General features: G+C 62.8%; 18 protein-coding genes and 1 pseudogene. 6 read left to right on the forward strand and 13 right to left on the reverse strand.

Features of this window, described 5'->3' with window-relative positions:
- Both VNW74_RS16455 and VNW74_RS16460 read left to right on the forward strand, forming a co-directional pair.
- A pseudogene (locus tag VNW74_RS16455) lies at positions 1–209 on the forward strand (hypothetical protein); the annotation flags it as partial.
- Positions 178–498 (forward strand): hypothetical protein, encoded by a 321-nt coding sequence (locus VNW74_RS16460; RefSeq protein ID WP_325678636.1) that lies wholly within the window; start codon positions 178–180, stop codon positions 496–498. The pseudogene VNW74_RS16455 and the gene VNW74_RS16460, both read left to right, overlap by 32 nt.
- 43 nt (positions 499–541) lie before the next feature.
- On the opposite strand, the gene VNW74_RS16465 is transcribed toward VNW74_RS16460, so the two are convergent.
- Positions 542–898 carry a DUF732 domain-containing protein gene (locus VNW74_RS16465; protein WP_414686700.1) on the reverse strand — a complete coding sequence of 119 codons (357 nt, stop codon included), beginning with the start codon at positions 896–898 and terminating at the stop codon, positions 542–544.
- A gap of 347 nt (positions 899–1,245) precedes the next feature.
- On the opposite strand from VNW74_RS16465, the gene VNW74_RS16475 reads away from it, so the two are divergent.
- Entirely contained in the window at positions 1,246–1,644 is a 399-nt protein-coding gene (locus tag VNW74_RS16475) for a DUF732 domain-containing protein (RefSeq protein WP_325678638.1), read from the forward strand.
- Positions 1,645–1,689: 45 nt separating this feature from the next.
- Here VNW74_RS16475 and VNW74_RS16480 read toward each other — a convergent pair whose 3' ends face one another.
- Positions 1,690–3,699 (reverse strand): glycoside hydrolase family 172 protein, encoded by a 2,010-nt coding sequence (locus tag VNW74_RS16480; protein WP_325678671.1) that lies wholly within the window; start codon positions 3,697–3,699, stop codon positions 1,690–1,692.
- A 576-nt stretch (positions 3,700–4,275) separates the two neighbouring features.
- Positions 4,276–6,453, reverse strand: coding sequence for a glutamine synthetase III (locus VNW74_RS16485; RefSeq protein WP_325678640.1), 2,178 nt, complete (start codon positions 6,451–6,453; stop codon positions 4,276–4,278).
- A 267-nt stretch (positions 6,454–6,720) separates the two neighbouring features.
- Between VNW74_RS16485 and VNW74_RS16490 the strand changes: the two genes are divergently transcribed.
- Positions 6,721–7,011, forward strand: coding sequence for a hypothetical protein (locus VNW74_RS16490; protein ID WP_325678642.1), 291 nt, complete (start codon positions 6,721–6,723; stop codon positions 7,009–7,011).
- Between the two features lie 37 nt (positions 7,012–7,048).
- On the opposite strand, the gene VNW74_RS16495 is transcribed toward VNW74_RS16490, so the two are convergent.
- The 3 genes from VNW74_RS16495 to VNW74_RS16505 all read right to left on the reverse strand — a co-directional run bounded on the left by VNW74_RS16495 (position 7,049) and on the right by VNW74_RS16505 (position 8,560).
- The gene (locus tag VNW74_RS16495) at positions 7,049–7,915 is read right to left on the reverse strand and encodes a hypothetical protein (RefSeq protein WP_325678644.1); all 867 of its coding nucleotides are present in this window, start codon (positions 7,913–7,915) and stop codon (positions 7,049–7,051) included.
- Positions 7,916–7,925: 10 nt separating this feature from the next.
- On the reverse strand, positions 7,926–8,312 hold the full coding sequence (locus tag VNW74_RS16500; protein ID WP_325678646.1) for a hypothetical protein: 387 nt from the start codon (positions 8,310–8,312) through the stop codon (positions 7,926–7,928).
- Between the two features lie 77 nt (positions 8,313–8,389).
- Positions 8,390–8,560: a hypothetical protein gene (locus VNW74_RS16505; protein ID WP_325678648.1), complete on the reverse strand. Its 171-nt coding sequence runs from the start codon at positions 8,558–8,560 to the stop codon at positions 8,390–8,392.
- Between the two features lie 194 nt (positions 8,561–8,754).
- Here VNW74_RS16505 and VNW74_RS16510 point away from each other — a divergent pair, with 194 nt between their 5' ends.
- Positions 8,755–9,408: a Bax inhibitor-1/YccA family protein gene (locus VNW74_RS16510; RefSeq protein WP_325678650.1), complete on the forward strand. Its 654-nt coding sequence runs from the start codon at positions 8,755–8,757 to the stop codon at positions 9,406–9,408.
- 73 nt (positions 9,409–9,481) lie between these two features.
- Here the strand turns inward: VNW74_RS16510 and VNW74_RS16515 are convergent, their stop codons facing one another.
- From VNW74_RS16515 to VNW74_RS16545, 7 genes are all read right to left on the reverse strand, one after another.
- On the reverse strand, positions 9,482–10,264 hold the full coding sequence (locus VNW74_RS16515) for a 3-hydroxybutyrate dehydrogenase (protein ID WP_325678652.1): 783 nt from the start codon (positions 10,262–10,264) through the stop codon (positions 9,482–9,484).
- A gap of 6 nt (positions 10,265–10,270) precedes the next feature.
- On the reverse strand, positions 10,271–11,653 hold the full coding sequence (locus VNW74_RS16520) for an NAD(P)/FAD-dependent oxidoreductase (RefSeq protein ID WP_325678654.1): 1,383 nt from the start codon (positions 11,651–11,653) through the stop codon (positions 10,271–10,273).
- Between the two features lie 61 nt (positions 11,654–11,714).
- Positions 11,715–12,563, reverse strand: coding sequence for an SDR family oxidoreductase (locus VNW74_RS16525; RefSeq protein WP_325678656.1), 849 nt, complete (start codon positions 12,561–12,563; stop codon positions 11,715–11,717).
- A 388-nt stretch (positions 12,564–12,951) separates the two neighbouring features.
- Positions 12,952–13,557, reverse strand: coding sequence for a TetR/AcrR family transcriptional regulator (locus VNW74_RS16530; RefSeq protein WP_325678659.1), 606 nt, complete (start codon positions 13,555–13,557; stop codon positions 12,952–12,954).
- A 46-nt stretch (positions 13,558–13,603) separates the two neighbouring features.
- On the reverse strand, positions 13,604–16,462 hold the full coding sequence (locus VNW74_RS16535; protein WP_325678661.1) for an MMPL family transporter: 2,859 nt from the start codon (positions 16,460–16,462) through the stop codon (positions 13,604–13,606).
- Positions 16,459–16,896: an MmpS family transport accessory protein gene (locus VNW74_RS16540; RefSeq protein ID WP_325678663.1), complete on the reverse strand. Its 438-nt coding sequence runs from the start codon at positions 16,894–16,896 to the stop codon at positions 16,459–16,461. The genes VNW74_RS16535 and VNW74_RS16540 overlap by 4 nt, the downstream gene beginning before the upstream one ends.
- A 366-nt stretch (positions 16,897–17,262) precedes the next feature.
- The gene (locus VNW74_RS16545) at positions 17,263–18,894 is read right to left on the reverse strand and encodes a pyruvate, phosphate dikinase (protein ID WP_325678665.1); all 1,632 of its coding nucleotides are present in this window, start codon (positions 18,892–18,894) and stop codon (positions 17,263–17,265) included.
- Between the two features lie 493 nt (positions 18,895–19,387).
- On the opposite strand from VNW74_RS16545, the gene VNW74_RS16550 reads away from it, so the two are divergent.
- Positions 19,388–20,024: hypothetical protein (locus VNW74_RS16550; protein WP_325678667.1), on the forward strand; the 637-nt coding region annotated here is incomplete at its 3' end.

Raw genomic sequence — 20,024 nt, forward strand, 5'->3', positions numbered from 1 at the left:
CGCGTATCGCAAGCCTCGACGAGGCTATTTCGTCGCTCGGCGTGCTCTTCGCGCCCCAACATCGCACCATCGACGACGCCCTGGCCAGTTACGAACGGAGCACCCGCGTCGGTCCGACGATCCAGCGACGCGGGTGGCCGAGCGGTTTCGGCGAACACCCCGCCGGCGGATGTGTTGGTGGCCCTGGTCGTATCGACATTCGCCGGTGAGGTCGGTCGCGCATCAGGCGAGCTGTACGTTGCGATCCGTCACGACGACGAGCGGCGCCAGCACATGCTGCGCATCCAACATGACCTGAACCAGGATGTCCTGGCCATCACCGCCAGGCTGATCGAGCCGCGGACTTCGCCTGATCGCCTGGCGAGCACATTCTGGATGACCGTCAACCTGGTCCGCGGCACCGTCGTCGACGCCATGCATGGTCGAAATCCCCAACACCGCAAAGAAATTCTCGCTCGCTGGACCGATCTCGCCGGAGTGGTCCTGACTGGGCCGTGATCCCTACCGGAAGTCGCCGGACATCACGAGGCCGTTCGTGCTGTCATTCGCAAAGGGTAGGGGCGGCGCACACGTTACCGGGGCAATAGGTCCTGTGTGCCGCGTTAACCATGGCTCCGACGTCTCCCAATGTGACGCCCCTCTTGTTCAAGTGGTCGTGAATGTCGTCGGCAATCACTTGTGGCTGCCAACCCCAAGTGAGGTCGTAGCAGATGTCGTGCGCCTCCGCGATGAGTGCCTCGTCCGTCTGGGGCGGCCAAGTGAGACCGACGGCGCGCAGTGCGTTGAGGTATGCGTCATCCTGAGGGGTGGTGGCAGTCGCAATCGCAGCGCTACTAACAAGGGCAGCGCCAGCCATCACGGGGATGGCGAGTCCGACTAACCAGCGAGGTGCGGGCATCCGATTCCCTTCGTCTCTTCTTAACGGTGGTAATGCCGGCAGAAGTGTACGGGTGCAAAGCAGCGCAAATATGAAGAACAGCGAAAGCCAGCAAGGCGGTTCCTCGTAATTCAGAGTGCGTTTACAGTCGCCGACTGATGCCGATCCTGGAAGGGGCCGCCAGGACTACGACGGTTACCGCGCACCGTGCCCAGGAACGCTGGTTTCTTGGCCGCGGCCTGCCCTCGGTGCTGACGCAGCCGGCGCGCCTGCGAGCAATCTGGCCCCGTTCGGCGCCGGATCAGTAATGATTCATCCGCGTTGAAATTGGACGAGACAATGGCGCCAATCTGCACGAGGATGAAGCCATGCGATTCCTTGTCATGCTTGCCGGCTTCGCCGCCGTGCTCGGGGTGGCCGCGCCGGCACAGGCTGATCCGGGCAGTTCGGGGCGCGACGCGAGCTTTTTGGCGGCGCTCAATAAGGCCGGCATCACGTACCAGGACCCAACTGCCGCCGTCGCGGTCGGCAAAAAGGCGTGCGAACTGATGGACCAGGGCAATCCCCAAGCCCGCGTCATCAAGAGCGTGTCGTCGAGCAATCCGGGATTTACCGCCGACGGCGCCGCCCAGTTCACCATGATCGCGGCGAGCGCTTACTGCCCCCAGCACATGGGGCAACCGATCACGCAGGCCCCGGCGACTCCGCTACCGCCGCAGCAACAACCATTAATCGACTTTCCAATAATCACACCGGGAGCTGGCTAGGCACAGCCGCCGATGCGCACAGCCGCCGTGAAGGCGTCGGCGAGCCTAGGACGGCGCCGTCAGGGCGTCCACGTGGTAGCGGCTGGCAGTCCAGGGGGGCGAATCCGGGGTTGGAGTGAGTCCGACCGTGACGAGGTTTTTGCCTGCGGTAAGACGGTCGGGCACGAGGAACGTGTCGTCCAGCCAGCGATGCGAATTGTTGCTGCGTGGCTCTAGCCAGGTCCCGGCCGGTATGCCGTCGATGGCAACGTCAGCCGATTGAAAACCGGCCGCTTGGTCCGACGTGCGGCGCAACAGGATTCCGTGGTTGTTCGGGCTAACGAGGACGTGGAAGGTGATCGCGGCGCTGGTGGCGTGGACTAACCCGGCGATGGGGCGGGCATCGTCAGTGCCCTCGTATTCGCCGGTGAGCAGCTGGTCGGTGGCGTCGCCGTCGGCGTACCCGTGCAGGAGTCGGCTGACCGGATCGGTAGGGCTGACGTCGTCGCTCGGTGTGATGATGTCGTTCGGTTGTGTGTAGACGAATGCGGTTGAGCTGTAGTCGGGTTGGACCATGTTGCGTTTGCCGTGCTCGATGCCGAATCGGATTGCGGAGTGGTAGTCGACAGCGTCCGCGAGCATCAGTCGATAGACCGCGACACAGTAGTCCGCACATCCGCCGGTGGCCGTGCGTTGATCGGGCTGGCCGGTCAGCGGGTCGCTGTAGATCGTGCCGTTGTGGAAGTACCAGCCGCCCTCGTAGAAGTCCTCGGTGCCGGTGCCGTACCACTGCGGCGACGCGGACCCGTCGGTGTAAACCCGTTCGGCTCCTTCGAGAAAGTACGGGGAGGCGTCACCAAACTTCGTCTTGATCCGCGAACCGTGGATGGTGTGGCTGACGCCGACGAATTTGCCGTGGCCTTGTTCGTCAGCGAACACCCAGTCCTGACCGAGCGCCGTTGGTCCGGCGTGCGAGCGTGCGGTGAAGTACCCAGCGCGGCCGCCGGCTAGCGCGGGCGCCCACTGGGGGTCGGGCATGGTCACCACGTCGCTGTCGATTCCGAATACCGGATTGCCGCTGATGTTGACGAGGGTGACGCGGGCGGTGCGCGCGAAAGGCATTGGCCACCATGCCGACAGTGACAACGACCCATCCGGCTGTGGGACGCTGGCGAACATCAGCGATTGCACATTGTCGGTGCCCAGCCCGGCGCCGAAGAACTCCCCCAGCGGCGAGTCGACCAAGATTCGGCCGTCGAACTCGATCTGCAGCCGCAACCCGGCAAGGAGTTGATCCGCGGTCCGTGGCAGCCGCAGGCGTAGACCCGAGATGCTGCCCGAGCCAGTCGATTCCGCGATGGTTACGCCCATGTCGGCGGGAAGGTCGACGACGCGGTGGTGATGTGTTGCTGTGCGCGCCGACGGTTTGGGGTCGACGGCCCCGGCGCCGCGGAGGGTGGCGATCACGTCGAGTGCAGGGTCGGAGGGTGAGAAGGTGGTCACGCCATCGGCGGTCGAAAACTGGCGATAGTCGACGTGGTAGTACTGCAAATTCGATCCGACGCTGATCCGCATCGACTGCCGATACGGCATGGGTACTTTGATGTAATCGCCCCCCGGCGACTGCCCAGCGTTGGCCACCAACGGCCACACGAATGGCGCGCCCAGGACGCCATCGACCAACGGTTGCAACGGCGTGTCGATCACCGTGTGTCCATCAAGCTCGATGCGGATCGTTCCCATCGCGGTCAGCTTGCCGCCATCGCGGGTGAACCAGATCGAATCGATCTCGCCGGCACCGCGCGCCTCCGCGACGACACAGCCCGCACCACCGGACGCCAGGCAGCCACCGCTGCCGTTGTTGTTGCCGGTGGAGATGTCGAAATCGCCACCGCTTCGATCGAAGCTGGACAACTCCAGACTCTGAGTGTCGGCGCGCAGATACGGCAACCGATCCAATCGGCGATAGGTGTCCCAACCCACCGTCCTTTCGCCAAGCCCTGGGCCGGCCGGCCCAACCGGCGCTGCGGACGCGGGGGCAACACCAGCAACGCCCAGCAGCAGAAATGTCAACATCGCGGACAGCGCCGGAACAAACACCCGGATGGCGACAAAGTACGGCCTGGCAACTAAACCGTCAGCACCGCAGTCCATCACCGCCACTCCTTACGGTTCAGCCACCGAAACGAGAATTATGTCGCTTGCCGGGGGTGATCCGTGGCAATCCCCGGAAACCGTGAACACTTTTTGTCCCGTAAGCACGGTTTAGTGCAGCGGGGGAAGCCGCCCAACCCGACACGCCGATTGGGCAACTGCTGCAAGGGTTGCGAGGCTGTCAGAATTGCTCACGGCGCGAAAACCCCGCCACTAGGAACAGCTTCGACGTGTTCGCCCGGACGACAACTACTCGTAACCAGTCGGAGGAAAACCTTATATGCGGTACTCGAGCACTAGCACCGGTTGGAGGGCCTACATGAAACTCGTTGTTTCGCGTAGCGTTCTCACAACAATGGCTATGTGGATCCATCGGGTGATGTTGGCAACGATGCAGGCTGAGCTGGTGCCATGGCAAAACATGCAGGGGTACAACGGAACTCGTTCCGAAGCCGGGCGAGTCCTATAAAGCCCTAACCGCTAACCGGCGCTCGCGCGTCAGAGGACGTAGAGCATCTCCTGGTACGTCGGTAACGGCCACAGGTCGTCGGCGACGATGCCTTCCAGCTTGTCGGCAGCGGTGCGCACCGCCTCCATCGCCGGCAGCAGCGACTTTTGGGCGTGGTAGGCCTCGTCGAGCGCCGACTCCGCCGAGTGATCGGACAGCGCCGTCTTCAATGTGGCCAGCGCCGCCTCGAGATCCGCTGTCGGGGCCGAAACCGCCTCCAGCGCAGTCAGGCTCGGTTCCACACCGGCGGCCTTCAACGCCGCGACGTTTTGCGCGAGCTCGGTCTGGTAGCGGATCGCGGCGGGCAGAACGACCGTCGTTCCCAATTCCAGCGTCAGCTTCGCCTCGACCGCGACGGTCAGCACGTACTGCTCCAGCTGGACCTCGTAGCGGCTGTGCAGCTCGCGTTCGCTGAACACCCCGTACTTCTCGAAGACTTCGACCGCTTCCGGCTTGATCAACTCCGGAACGGCGTCCAACGTGGTCTTGAGGTTCGGCAAACCTCGCTCGGCCGCCTCGATCTGCCACTTCTCTGAGTACCCGTCGCCGTTGTACACCACGTCACCGTGTTCGGTGATGACCTCGGTGAGCAATGTCTGCACTGCCTGGTCGAAGTCCTCGCCGTCGCCCACAGCCTTCTCCAGCTTCGTGGCCAAGTAGTCCAGCGAGTCCGCCATGATCGTGTTGAGGACGATCAACGGCACGGCAACCGTCTGCCCAGAGCCCGGCGCCCGGAATTCAAACCGGTTGCCGGTGAACGCGAACGGGCTGGTGCGGTTGCGGTCGCCCGGATCGGTCGGCAATGGCGGCAGCGTGTCGACACCAATGATCATGGTGCCCTTACCCTTTGACGACGTGGCTGCACCCTTGGCGATCTGCTCGAACACGTCGGCGAGCTGTTCACCGAGGAAGATCGAGATGATTGCCGGCGGTGCCTCGTTGGCGCCCAAGCGGTGGTCGTTCGTCGCCGACGCGACCGAAACGCGGAGCAACCCGGAGAATTTGTGCACAGCCCGGATCACCGCGGCGCAGAACACCAGGAACTGCGCGTTCTCGTGCGGGGTATCGCCCGGGACCAGGAGCGAGCCCAGCTCCGAATTACCCAAGGAGAAGTTGACGTGCTTACCGGATCCGTTGACGCCGGCGAATGGCTTCTCGTGGAACAGGCATTCCATGCCGTGCTTTTTGGCCAGCGTCTTGAAGATCGTCATCGTCAGCTGCTGGTGGTCAGAGGCGATGTTGGCTCGCTCGAACATCGGCGCCAGCTCGAACTGGCCGGGGGCCACCTCGTTGTGCCGGGTCTTGGCGGGAATACCGAGTTTGAACAGCTCGCGCTCGGTGTCCATCATGAAGCCGAGGACACGCTCGGGCACAGCGCCGAAGTAGTGGTCGTCGAACTCCTGGCCTTTCGGCGGCCTAGCGCCGAACAATGTTCGGCCGGCATTGATCAGGTCCGGTCGCGCTAGGAAGAAGTGCCGATCAACCAGGAAGTACTCCTGCTCCGGGCCGCAGAACGACACGACGTGATTGAGATCCTTGTGACCGAACAGCTTCAGGACGCGCTCGGCATGCACGCCCATGGCTTGCTGGCTGCGCAGTAGCGGCGTCTTGTAGTCCAGTGCCTCACCGGTCATCGAGACGAAGACCGTCGGGATGCACAGCGTATTGCCGTTCGGGTTCTCCAGGATGTAGGCCGGGCTGGTGGCGTCCCAGCCGGTGTAGCCGCGCGCCTCGAAGGTGCTCCGCAGACCACCTGACGGGAAGCTGGAGGCATCGGGTTCGCCCTGGATGAGGGTCTTGCCGGCGAACTCAGCGAGCGTGGTCCCGTCGCCGACGGGATCCAGGAAGCTGTCGTGCTTCTCGGCGGTCAGGCCGGTCATCGGGTAGAACACATGGGCGTAGTGGGTGGCACCCTTCTCCAGCGCCCAATCCTTCAGGGCCACGGCGACCGCGTCGGCGACCGCGGGGTCAAGCTTGGTGCCTTTGTCGATGGTGGCGACGATGGACTTGTACACCGACTTGGGTAGCCGGGCCTGCATCTCGGCCTTGGTGAAGACGTTGGCGCCGAAGACCTCGCCGGGTTCTTCACCGGGGTCGAAGCTGAATGCAGGAGGCACATACGCCTCGACGTTGTTCATCGCCTGAAGGCGCGTTGCGTTGCCGCTCAATGGAGTCCCTATCATTACAGATGCATCGCATCCGACGGTCGAATGATCCGGACTTTATGGTTCATCGATGGCAATTTTGTTACGCGGTCGTCAACGTCTGATGGCGCGCCGCTGGTCTTGGGGGTGAACGCAGCCGAGGCGAGGAGATCACCGGGCGGAATAGCCGACCAAGAAGTAACCCAGCTAAAGCGAGACATGACAACCTGTAAACCGCCGGTCGAGTTTCGTTCATCTTGCTGAGGGCTCCGCCGCGTAAGGTGCCGCGGCATGAGCAACCCTTCGCCCGCGCCGGCCGGATGGCTGGCATCAGACGGAAAATGGCATCCGCAGCGGTGGGAGAGCACCTTCATCTACCACACGAACGAATCGCTGCAAGCTGTGATAGACGAAATCAGCCGTCAGACGAAGGCCTTGGGCGAAGAGGGCTGGGAGGTGATGAGCTCCTCGGCGGAGCGAACTCAGGTCTCCCATCATTTCAGGGACTACGACAAAGTCGGGGACCTACTTTTTGAATGGACCGTCGTCTGTGCGCTGAAGCGGCCTCTTCCGCCCGGATAGCGCCGCCAGCTCATCCATCGGGTACCTGCTGCTCGACCTAATCGACGATCTCGAAGATCGCCGCGGCGGATGTCACGGCCTTGTTGCCATTGCCCTCGTCATGGAGCAACATGCGCACGCCGACCTTGCCGGATCCGCCGGCATGCGCGGTGCCGTCGACCCGGAACGGCCCGACCTTGCCCCGCGACATGAACATCACATGCCAGCTCACCACCTGAAGCTTCCTGGTGCCGACCGTGTCGGCGGCCAGGTCGATCGCAGCGGTTTCGAGCAAGACGTGCTGCGGCCCGATATGCAGCGCCGCGTCGGGTGAGGCCAGCTCAGCGCTCAACGCGGGCAGCACCCAATGCCCGTCGGGGCGTTTGGATGCGCCGAACGCCTGCCACAGGGGCGGCAGATCGGGCGAGTCCTCGATCACAAGTTCGGTGCCCGAAACATCCATCTTGTCAAGGCCTTCCGGCGGAACACCGATGATCGCGCCCTGCCCCTCGTTGAAGGCGATGACCCGCTCCGGGTTGTCGGCGTCGACGATCTTGCAGCGGCCGTAGCCCATCATCCGGCCCTGATGCACGTTGCCGGACTCGACGACTTCGACCTTCTTCACGTCGTAGCCGGGGTCGACGATCTGGACCGAGGCGATCACCGGGTTGGGCACCGCGACCAGGTCAGCCTGACAGCCCTCGGGCGAGGCTATGGCCAACGGCGCCACCATGATTCCGCCCGCCGCATTGCGCATATCGCGGCGGATGGTGACGGTATCGTCGGCCTCGCCGATGTCCATCGACGAATGTTTGCGACCGATATACCGGTAGCTGAGTAGCCCCGTCCAGCGTCGGAAAAGCTCGTCGCGGTAGGCGTCGGCGTCGCCGCTGAAGTCTCTAATATCCCGCAGCGGCTCAGTCATCGCGTCTCCCTTAGATCGAAGTCCATATTCCGTTGTCCCAGAATCCCCAACCATTGGCGGTCTGGTTCCACATCAGCTGAGCCCCGGGCGCCCACGGCGGTGGGGGTGGCTGGGGCGGCGCCCATGGCGGCGGAACTCCCCAGGGCCCCCAGCTCGTCCGGCCAATCTGACCTGCCGGACCTTGCCAGTCATGGCAGTGATTCCAGTCCCAGTCGTAGGCCTTGCCCCAGCCCGGGTCCCATTGATCACCCGGGCACCAGTGACTGTCGGGCGCAGGAGCCGGCGCCGCCTGGGCGATGCCGCCGGCCAATCCGAAAGCGAACACCGCCAGTCCACCGCCCGCCAGCACGCTGGTGCCAAGCCGAACCCACGGTCTCGCTCGCAGCGCTGTACCCATACGTCCATAGTTTCCCTTGCGAGTCGGATTCCAAAGAGGTTTGGCGATTCCGATTCAGCAGGTAGCTATCCTCTGGGTCAGGCTGGCTTGAATACGGACTGTGACCCGGTGGTGTCATCACCGCTCGCGGTGAAGTCGACGCGACGGTCCCATGGTTTTCCGGCCTCTGGAGCCGGTGCCGACACTGACAGGTGCTTCTCGGTCACGCCACCGGTGTTGTACTGGCGATGCGGAACGCCGGCAGGCACGACCACCAGCTTTCAGGCCTTCGCACCTTTTAAGCTGCCAAGGGCGTACGGCACACTGAGCAATGTTCGAAGACACACCGACCGGGTGCCGACGTTGTCGCCCGGGCCATCGACGGAGACCAGTCATCGCGAAACCCTGGCAAGCGAAACACCGCACCTCCGAAACCATTTTCCCGACTTAGGACGGACTTGCTATGAGCTCAGCCGACTACGGCGCAGTTGGGGTACAGAACCGGACTCGGACCCTTTTCGGTCAGGTCATGTGGGCGGTGGCCGCAACCGCCGGCCTATTCGCGGTCGGCGCCTACCTGGGCCGTAACCTGGGCAATGGTTTGGCTTTTGTGTTCTTCATCCTGGCGTTCGGCTGCCTGATCGGAATGCGTTTCGCCATCCGCAGCTCCGCGGGTCTGGGCATGGCACTGTTGTTCGGGGTCGGGCTGCTGATGGGGCTGGGGACAGCACCCATGCTGGTCTATTACGCCAACGCGGACCCCCAGGCGCTGTGGGAGGCTGGCGGTGCGACGGCCCTGTTCATCGCCGGCTGCGGCGCCTTCGGTTACGCCACCCGCACCGACCTGTCCGGCATCGCGCGTGTCGGCTTCTGGGCGCTGCTTGCGCTCATCGGATTCGGCGTCGTGTTGATCTTCGTCCACATTCCCGGCGGCGCGGTCATCTACTCGATTCTGGGGCTGGTCGTCTTCGCAGGTCTGACTATGGTCGACTTCCAGCGGCTCCGCCGATCGACAGATATGGACTCGGCACCGCTTATCGCCGCTTCGATCTTCCTGGATGCTCTCAACGTGTTCCAGTTCTTCCTGCAGCTGTTCGGAGGCAGGGGCCAAGACTGAGAAGCGCCAACGGAATCCGGCATCCCGATCGCAAATCGATGTCGGCTGGGTTCCTTCTCGTGTTCCTGTCGTCTCACTGAGTGGTCCAGCCGCCGTCGATCGAATAACTGGCGCCGGTGATGGTGGCGGCCGCATCGCCAGCCAGGAAGACCGCGAGCGCGCCGATGTCCTCCGGGCGGGTATAGCGGGTCATCGGCTGCTTTCCGGCAACGAATTCTTGCTTGGCCTCGTCAAAGGACTTTCCCGCGGTGTTGGCGAACGCTTCGATTTGCTGCGCGATCAGAGGCGTCATAACCCAACCGGGGCAGATCGCGTTGCACGTGATGCCATGGTCGGCGGTTTCGATTGCCACCACCTTGGTCAGGCCAACAACGCCGTGCTTGGCGGCGACGTATGCCGCCTTGTTGGCGCTTGCAACGAGGCCGTGCGCCGAAGCGACGTTGATGATGCGGCCCCAGCCTTGGCGTTTCATCCCGGGCAGTGCGCACCGACATGTGTGGAAAGCGGCCGACAAATTCGTGGCGATCACCGCGTCCCACTTCTCGACCGGGAAATCTTCCACCTTCGCCACGTACTGGATGCCGGCATTGTTAACGAGGACATCGACGACGCCGAAGGTCTTTTCGGCGTCGCTGATCATCTCGGCAATCTCGACCGGCTGGGTCACATCGGCGTCCGAATAAGCCACCGTTACCCCGAACATCTCCTCGATACTGCGGCGCTGTTGCTCAACGAGCTCGGGGTCACCAAAACCGTTGAGGGTCACGTTTGCACCCTCGGCGGCGAAGGCGCGAGCGACGGCAAGACCAATGCCGGAGGTGGAACCCGTTACGAGGACAGACTTTCCGCGGATCATCAGACGCTAGCCGGCGGCTTTTCGCTCGGCGGCTTCGGCGCGTTCGGCTGCCGCCAACGCCCCTTCTTCCGCATGTGCCTGCATCATGTTCGTCACCACCCTGGCGTAGACCATCTGGCTGGTGATGGCCAGCTGACCGCGACTACGCCCCAAAAACGATATCCCCCAAGCGAACAGAGCCGCGATGCGGTTCCGGTGCCCGACAAGGTAGTACAGGTGCAGCAGCAGCCACGCCAGCCAGGCGATAAAGCCGCCGAACTCCAACTTGCCGACTTGCGCGACAGCGCTGAATCGGGAGATCGTCGACATGCTGCCTTTGTTGAAGTACTTGAAGGGCTTACGGGTGGTCGGGTCGTCGTGGCCTTTGAGTCCCTGCTTGATCAGCTTGGTTGAGTAGGTCGCGCCCTGGATCGCTCCTTGCGCCATCCCGGGCACGCCGGCCACCGACATCAGATCACCGATGACAAAGACGTTCGGGTGTCCCTTGACGGTCAGGTCGGGCTGCACAACCACCCGGCCGGCGCGGTCGACCTCGGTTCCGTCGGACTGCTCGGCGATTATCTTGCCCAGCTCGCTGGCCTGCACGCCTGCCGCCCACACCTTGCATGCGCATGCGATGCGCCGTTCATCACCGGCTTTGTCCTTGATAGTGATGCCCTGATAGTTGACGGCGGTCACCATGGCGTTGAGCTGAACCTCGACGCCCATCTTCTCGAGCCGGCGCTGGGCGATGAGACCCAGCTTCTCCCCCATCGGGGGCAGGACCGCGGGCGCGGCGTCGAGCAGGATCACCCGGCAGTCGCTGGGCTTGATGGTGCGATAGGCCCCGGCCAGGGTGCGCTCGGCGAGTTCCACGATCTGTCCAGCCACCTCGACGCCGGTCGGTCCCGCGCCGACCACCACGAAGGTCAGGCGGCGGTCCCGCTCGGCCTGGTCGGTGGCGACCTCGGCGGCCTCGAACGCGCCAAGGATGCGGCCGCGCAGCTCAAGGGCATCGTCGATGGTCTTCATCCCCGGCGCGAAGGTGGCGAACTGGTCGTTGCCGAAGTAGGACTGCTGGGCGCCGGAGGCGACGATCAGGCTGTCGTACGGCGTCACGGTTTGCATGTCGATCAGCTTCGAGGTGACCGTCTTCGCCTGCAGGTCGATCCCATTGACGTCTCCTAGTAACACCCGGACGTTTTTTTGCTTGCGCAGGATCAGCCTGGTGGTCGGGGCAACATCGCCTTCGGACAAGATCCCGGTGGCCACCTGATACAGCAGTGGCTGGAAGAGGTGGGTCGTTGTTTTCGAGATAAGCGTGATATCGACATCGGCCCTTTTGAGTGCCTTGGCAGCAGTCAGGCCACCGAATCCGCTTCCGATGATGACGACGCGATGGCGCGACATACGTATCCCTTCTGGTCCTTATGGCTTTGTGGTCCTTCGGTTTTCACGGTCTGCGCCAGATCTAGGTCGAGACGGGCGTCTCCGGTTTCATGTCGAATGACGCCTGCAGCTTGTCCGGCCGCTTACCAAGGTCATCCCTCGTTTTCCGCTTCCAGGGAGCCTCGATGAGCTGCTTCGTCTCCTCGAGCATTGATTTGGGCTCCAGGTTGCGGTAGGAATCGATCTCGCCCGCGGCCACCGCTGTCATCGTGGCGTACACCGGCTCGGGGTCGAATTGTGCCCTGGGGAAGGCGAGTTTCGAGTAGTCGTAGAGTCGCTCCGACCCATCGTCCTCCCAGCTCTGCCAGGTCTGGAACATCCGGTCATTGAAACCGGTCAGGAACGGTCCCGGGTTCACGGTGGCCACCTCGATGTTGAATTCCTGCAGCTCGTTGGCCATGGTCTCGGCGATGGCTTCGACAGCGTGCTTGGAAGCGGCGTAGATCCCGGTGAAAGGATTGACGTTCAGTCCCTCCCGGGATGACACCCACACGATCCGACCCTCACCCCGCTTGACCATCTGCTTGGCGATCTGCTGGGTCAATAGCAGTGGGCCGATGACGTTCACCTCGAACTGGTGCCGGATATTGGCTGCCGGAATGTCGAGGGTCGAGCCACCCTCGCCCACCCCGGCGTTGTTCACCAGGATTTCGACGTCCCAGCTCAGCGCTTTCTTGCGGTCTCCGGGGTCAGTGACGTCCAGCTTCTCGACTTGCAGGCTGACCCCCCGCTCGGCCGCCTGGCGCTTCAAGGTTTGGACCTGGGCCCAAATCTCCACTGCGGCAATCACGTCGAACCCTTTCTCGGCGAGACGCATTACCACTTCGTGTCCGAATCCGGTACCCGATCCGGTGACGAGAACCTTCTTCACCGCGTTGTCCTTTCCCGCAGGTTGTTAGGAGACAGCCTGCATTAACGCTACGAGCCAGCCCGCTCGCGCACAATCGCTGGATGCGTCGAGCGGGTCAGCGACCGGCTTCCCTTGTGCCAGCGCCTGATACACACGGACGGCTAGGAATTATCGCTATCGACGCTGAGGTTCCAGCGCTGCATCGCCGCCCGCGGCACGTTGTCATGGACGTATTCTCCCACCAGTGAGCCCCGTGCGGGCCGCTGACTTTAGCCGCCCGGGAAACCCCTCTCTGTGCGCCCCAACGGTGAGGGGATTGTCGTCGCGGAGCGTGCCGACGGTGCATTGATGTACTACTGGGCGACGCCGGGGGTCGTCAGGCGTTCGGCTGCGCTTAGGTCAGACAGCGCTAGGTGGACAGTGCCGGGAGAACGAGCGTGTCGGTGACTTGTCGCAGGAAATTCGCGTCAACGGTTCGTCTGTTGAGCACTCGTAGCAGGCTCATCGCGGTCAGTACGTCCGCGACCAGGGACCAGTCGCGGTCGGCGGCGATTTCACCGCGGGCTACGGCGCGGGCCAGAATAATCGAGATTTGCCGTCCGCCCCTCAGCAGCATCAGATCGTCGAGTGCCGTCGCGAGCTGCGGGTCGTGAGTGGCTTCCAGTGCGACGCGGAGCACTAGGTCGTTGGTGATCAACCCGTTGTCGTAGGCCACCGCGCGTTCGATGAGGGCTTCGATGTCGCCGGTCAAACTGCCAGTGTCGGGGGCGTCGTCGGTGCGTAGATCGGGCCGCCAGTAGACGAGAACATCGGTGATCAACGCCGCTTTCGATGACCACCGCCGATAAATTGCAGCCTTGCCGACGCCAGCACGCGCAGCGATGTCGTCCATGTTTGTGGCGTCGTACCCGTTCTCGGTCAGTGCGGCAAGAGCGGCGTTGAGGATCGCGGGATCACGGGATCGGTCCAGCCGGCCAACGGTGCGTTGGCGAAGCTTCGATTCCATCTCACTCATATGCCCGATGCCTTCCAAGAGCGTGCCCCTTTGGGAGCTGTGAGCGTTACACCCTCGTCAGTTCTGGGATGGGCGCGGTGTCGCTCTCTGGCTCTGGGGCCTCCTTTTTCCTCATGCTGAAGGTGTCCAGCGGCCACCAGAACCAGCGGCCCAGCGCGGCGGCGATCGCCGGTGTCATGAAGGCCCGCACGATAAACGTGTCGACGAGTAGACCCAACCCGATCGCGGTGCCGAACTGCCCGATCACCACCAGGTCGCTGACGATCATCGACGCCATGGTCGCCGCGAATATGAGGCCGGCCGCGGTGACCACCCGGCCGGAGGCGCCCATGCCCCGGATGATGCCGGTGTTGAGGCCGGCCGGGATTTCTTCTTTCAGGCGGGAAACCAGCAGCAGGTTGTAGTCGGACCCGACGGCCAGCAGGATGATGACCGTCAGCGGTAGCACGATCCACTGCAAACCCAGCCCGAGGATGTCCTGCCAAAGCAGCACGGAAAGACCGCATGCGGTGCCCAACGATGCCAGCACGGTGCCGACGATCACCAGCGATGCCACCAAGCTACGGGTGATCAGCAGCATGATGGAAAAGATCAGGATCAGCGTCGCGATGCCGGCGATCGTCAGGTCGATGACGACCCCGTCCTGCATGTCGCTGTACATCGAAGCGGTACCGGCCAGCGACACCTTCGCGGATTCCAGCGGAGTTCCCTTGATCGCATCAGCGACCGCTTCCTTGATGCCCTGGACGTGCCGGATTCCCTCGACCGAAGCGGGGTCGCCCTGGTGGGTGATGATGAACCGGACCGCCTTACCGTCCGGCGACACGAACATTTTCAGTCCGCGCTTGAAGTCGGGGTTTTGGAACACTTCCGGCGGGAGGTAGAAGCTGTCGTCGTTTTTGGCTTGGTCGAAGTAGTTTCCCATCATCGTTGAGCCTTCGGCGGCTTCTTGCATGTGGCGCTGAATGCCCGCCATGGAGCTGTGAGTCGACATTATGGCGTCACGCATCGTCTTCATCGAATCGATGATCCGCGGAAAATCGGCCAGCAACTGAGGCATCAAACGATCGAGGTGGTCGAAATCGGTTGTGAGGCCGGCAAATTTCTCGGAGATCTCGTCGATGCCGTCCAGCGCATCAAAGATGGATCGCAACGACCAGCACATCGGAATATCGAAACAGTGCTTCTCCCAGTAGAAATAGCTGCGAATGGGTCTCCAGAAATCGTCGAAGTCTGCGATGCGGTCCCGCAGCTGGTTGGTGGTGTCCAACAGTTCGTGCGTTTTGCCGACCATACTGTGAGTCGTGTCAGTGAGGTCCTTCATGACGCCATACATGTGCTCCATGACGCTGAGCGTTCTGCCCAACTCGTCTGCCTGCTGGAGCATTGACGCCATACTGTCGTTCATGAATTTCGCCGTCTGCAGGGTGCTGGAACTATTCATGGCCACCACGAATGGCAGCGAACTGTGCTCGATCGGCGCCCCAAGCGGGCGGGTGATCGTTTGCACCCGGCCGATGCCGCGCTCATGGAAGACGCTCTTGGCAATTCTGTCGATGATCAGCATGTCCGCCGGATCGCGCAGATCATGGTCAGCTTCGACCATCAGCAATTCCGGATTCATGCGCGCTTGGGAGAAATGCCGCTCGGCCGCCGTCTGAGCTACGTTTGCCGCGATGTCCGGTGGGGTGAACTTCTTGTCGTTGTAACTCGGGACATAGGTCATCAGACTGACGAAACCGATCACCGCGATAAAGGACGTCACGACAATAATCGGCTTCGGCCACCTCGTCACGGCGGTACCAATTTTGCGCCAACCCCGTTCCGACACTTGACGTTTCGGATCGAAGAAACCGAACTTGGACGCGATCGCGAGTAGGGCCGGAGCCAGCGTCAGACCTGCCAGCATGGTCACCACCAAGGCGATGGCGCACGGCACACCCATGGTCTGGAAGTACGGAAGCTTGGTTGCGGTCAGGCACAGGCAGGCGCCCACGATCGTCAGACCCGACCCCAGGATGACGTGCACCACGCCGTTGTAGGCGCTGTAGTACGCCTGTTCTCGATCTTCGCCACGGGATCGGGCTTCGTGGTAGCGGCCCAACAGGAAAATGAAATAGTCGGTTCCCGTGGCGATGGTCAGCATCGTGACCATGCTGACCGCGTACGGGGTCAGGCCGACGATGTTCAGATTGCCGGCGGTCGCCACGATGCCCTCTGCCGCATACAGCTCGAAGCGGACCAGTATCAACGCAAGGATCGCGTTCTTTAGCGAGCGGTAGATGATAAGCAGCATCACGAAGATGACGCCGATCGTGACCCCCGTCATCAAGTCCATGCTGTTGTGCGCGGCGATAAGTGTGTCGGTATTGAGCACGGTGTTGCCGGCCACGTAGGCCTTGACGCCCGGCGGCGGCGGCACGCTTTTGACGATCTTGCGGACCTCGGCGACCGACTTGTGGGCGGGAGTGGTGCCCTGAGCACCGTCGAGGAAGACCTGCACGTAGGCGGCTTTACCGTCCGGGCTTTGGGAGCCGGCGGCTGTCAGCGGGTCACTCCAGAAATCCTGAACGTGCTGGACATGCTTGTCGACCTTGAGCTTGGCGACGATCTTGTTGTAGAACTCGTGGGCACTGTCGCCGAGCTTGTTGTCGCCTTCCAGCACGACCATCGCCGTGGAGTCAGTGTCGAACTCCTCGAACTTGTGGCCGATGTTCATCATGTCCTTGAACGCCGGCGCGTCCCTTGGAGTCATGGGCACCGAGTGCTTCCCCGCCACCTCGCCAAGCGCCGGTGTGAACAGGGTGGTGCCGAGCGCGACGAGCAGCCAAAGCAGGACGATCGGCAACGCCAGCTTGCGCAGCAGGCGCGCGGTGCCGGAGCGAGTGGCAGGCTCGTTACTCATACGGACTTCACCAGGCAGTAGATGAAGGGGTCGTATTCGTTGATGGTGCGGTCGTCGCGGACTTGACCGTCGACGATGACCCGGCATCGGATGTTGCGCATGCCGGTGTCACCTTGGGCAACGATGTTGGCCGACATCGACGGCAGGGTCGTCACGATGGTGTACGACCATGGCAGCGGGGCATTTTCGACGAGGTGGGGTTGCCCATCTTGATCGAGGTAGTTGACGCTGACGCGGCCCCCCGATGGCGCCGTGATCTCGTAGGTGATGTGTTTTGGGTTGAAGGGTTTCGTATTGTCGGCGTTTGCGTCGTGGCCAGAGGCGTTTGCGGTGGCACCGAAACTGGCACGGACCCGGAGCACGACATAAGAGCCGAGCGCGACAACGACGACGAGAAGTAGCGGGATCCACACCTTCTTGAAAAGTCGAAACACCCGCCATCTCCTCCGCTACCGGCTACCGCCGAGCGCCGCGCGACACCGACTGAGTTGCGGGCACACGTGTTGATCAAGGCCGACGTGCTGAACCGCACCCGCGACGGAACTTAAGTTCCATATCCGGTCTCAAGACTGTACCGCATCGTGGAGCACCCGCGCCGATGAAGGTTGCCCAGCCCTGCCACTGCTGGCAGCGGGAGTGGCGAACCCGTCGATGCACCCGATTCTCGAGACCGCGAGCACGAAACTGCCCGCGAACAAGGGTTGTGTTCCGCGTTGAAGCGGACCGCCCTACCGCGAATCGCCGGCGGCGTCGCGCACGTTCTCGCAGGTCATTGCGGTAATGCGGCGCCTGCCGGATGGTCAACTCGGATATTGGCCAGTCCGTTTGGCGCCGATGCCCATTCGCAATGCGGTGATCATGGTGATCAGCGGGTGAGCTGAGACGACGTCGGTGTGCCCGGCATCGAACGCATCACGGATCACGTCATCGGAGTTGTTTCCCAAGATCGGGAAGTCGCCAGCGGGGTGTGCGCGGATTGGGCTTATGCGCCGTGCGATGTCGGCCAGTTCGGCCAGGTCTGGTGAATCGGTTTCCGACCACGCGGTGCGTTCGAGGATACCTTCGCGCACTTCGCCTTCGCCGCCGTCGACCGTAAGCAGCCTGCCATCGAGCGCTTGCACCACCCCGTCGCCACACCCCACCACAGTGGGCCGTCCGATTTCGCGGCTGACGACCGCGGCGTGCGACGTTGCCCCGCCCGTCTCGGTAATGATGCCTCGCGCGGCAATCATGCCCTGAACATCGTCGGGACTGGTCGCCGCGCGAACCAGAATTATGTCCTCACCCTCATCGGCGGCATCCAAAGCCGCATCGATATCGGTGTAGGCCCGCCCCGACGCCACACCAGGACAGGCTGGCAGCCCCCTCGCTAATAGCGGTGCCGCCAACCACGTTTCCGGCTGCAGCGACGGTCGGAGCAACGTCTCGACATGCGCGGCGGTGACGCGGCGTAGCGCCTCCTTTTCGTCGATCATCCCTTCGTGGCACAACTGCAGCGCCAGCCGCACCGCGGCCTGCGCCGATCGCTTGGCCACGCGCGTCTGCAGCAGCCACAGCGTGCCCTCCTCGACGGTGAACTCGATGTCTTGCACGTCGGTGTTGAGCCGCTCCAATGTGCGCGCGGCCGACATCAACTGCTGGTAAACGCCCGGCTGCTCGTCGAGAAGCGCGGCCAGGGGCTTTGCATCCACGCGGCCCGACACCAGGTCCTCGCCCTGGCCGACGGGTAGCCACTCCCCAAACGGCTCATTGGCGCCAGTCATCGGGTTGCGGGAAAACAGAACTCCGGTACCCGAATCGCGCGAGAGGTTTCCGAACACCATGGCTTGCACCACCACCGCGGTGCCGGCCGACTCATCCAGATCGTGATGTCGCCGGTATGCGACGGCGCGCGGACTGTTCCACGAGAGGAACACCGCCGCGATAGCTCCCTTCAGTTGGGCCCACGGATCCGAGGGGACGTCGACCGATTCGTCGCCGGCCAACACGATGTCCCTATACATGCGGATAAAGCGGCCGCGGGTGTCGAGCGCAAAGGCCGCCGTCGACTCGGCCGCGAGCGCATCTTCCACGGCGTCGTCGATGCCCAGGTCCAGCACCGTGTCCAGCATCCCGGGCATCGACTGGGCGGCTCCGCTGCGCACACTGACCAAGAGTGGGCGCGGACCTCGACCGAATGTGCGCTTCGTCTCCCTCTCCAGCCAGCCCACTGTGTCGCGCACCGCCCCCCAGATCCTGTCGAGGGAGTGTTGGGGGTCGGCAAAGAACCGCGAGCACACCTCGGTGGTGATGCAAAACGCCGGTGGCACCGCCAAGCCGTGCGCGCGCATCGCGTCGATTCCATATCCCTTGTTGCCCAAGGTCTCGCGGGGCAGGCCCGCATTTCCGTCCAGTAGCACGACCGGGGGATGTTCAGCACCTATTCTCGACAACGGCTCACTCCACGATCACGGCGGTCTGGTACGCGAAGGCGTAACGGTTGCGGCGGCTTGTGCCGCGTGGCAATCATGACGAGATAACCGGCTGGAAGGTAAATTGTCAATAGTGGAGCGTAGGGCGCCGTAGTGGTGTCGGCGGTTTTCTTTAACGCCTGACCAGTAAATGTCATCGCGGGCTCTTCGATGCCACACCTCGATCAGCGCGGCTGCCTGACCAAACGCGCATTGCGGCGTGGCTCAGCTCGCATGCTCGGGTTGGCCTGCCACAGGGCGGATTTGCCATACCCGCTGACATACGCGCAGCAGAGCCATGCGATCCCCGCGCCGGACTGTGACCGTTGACACAGCCGACAGCGCCATGTAATAGTCTAGCCATACGGTCAACTAATACTTCTGCGTTCCCTTTCCCCGTACCACTCCACCATGGCCGCCACGGTGATCGACCCGGCGCTCGCAGACATGCGCCAGTTGAGCGAAGGAGACTGTTATGAACGCGGGCACACAAAAGGTCAGCGCGTGGTGTGGCCCAATCTTCTGTATCTTGTTCGGTCTCGGCTGGATGGCATTGGCCCGCTGGGTCCAACCACCCTCGCCCAACCTTTCTGCGGCGTCCATCGCCGATGTGTTCGCATCTCATCGCACGCTGATCCGCCTCGGTGTGGGGCTTGGCGGAGTGGCCGGTGCCATATCGGTGCCATGGGCCGCGGTCGTCGCCGTTCAAATGAAGCGCATCGAAGGCGAAAACTGCGTGATGACTTATACGCAGCTGACCACCGGCGCACTCGGGGCGCTTATCTTCATCTTCCCAATGCTGTTCCTGGAGGTGGCTGCGTTTCGCGCAGACCGCTCGACAGAACTCGTCCAGGCTGTTAGCGATCTGGGATACCTGTGCCTGATCGGCTTTCCGTTTCTCGCGGTGATCCAAGCTTTCGCGTTGACGGCGGTGATCTTTCAAGATCGCCGCGCAACGCCGATATTTCCTCGCTGGTTGGGTTACTTCAGCCTCTGGGCGGGAACGTTGTTCATCCCCGGCACGGCGATCTCCTACTTCCACACCGGACCACTGGCGTGGAACGGGATCTTCGCATACTGGCTTCCGTTGGGGGTGTTCGCAATATGGATCG

The sequence above is a fragment of the Mycobacterium sp. genome (genome assembly GCF_035570115.1).
Lineage (GTDB): Bacteria > Actinomycetota > Actinomycetes > Mycobacteriales > Mycobacteriaceae > Mycobacterium.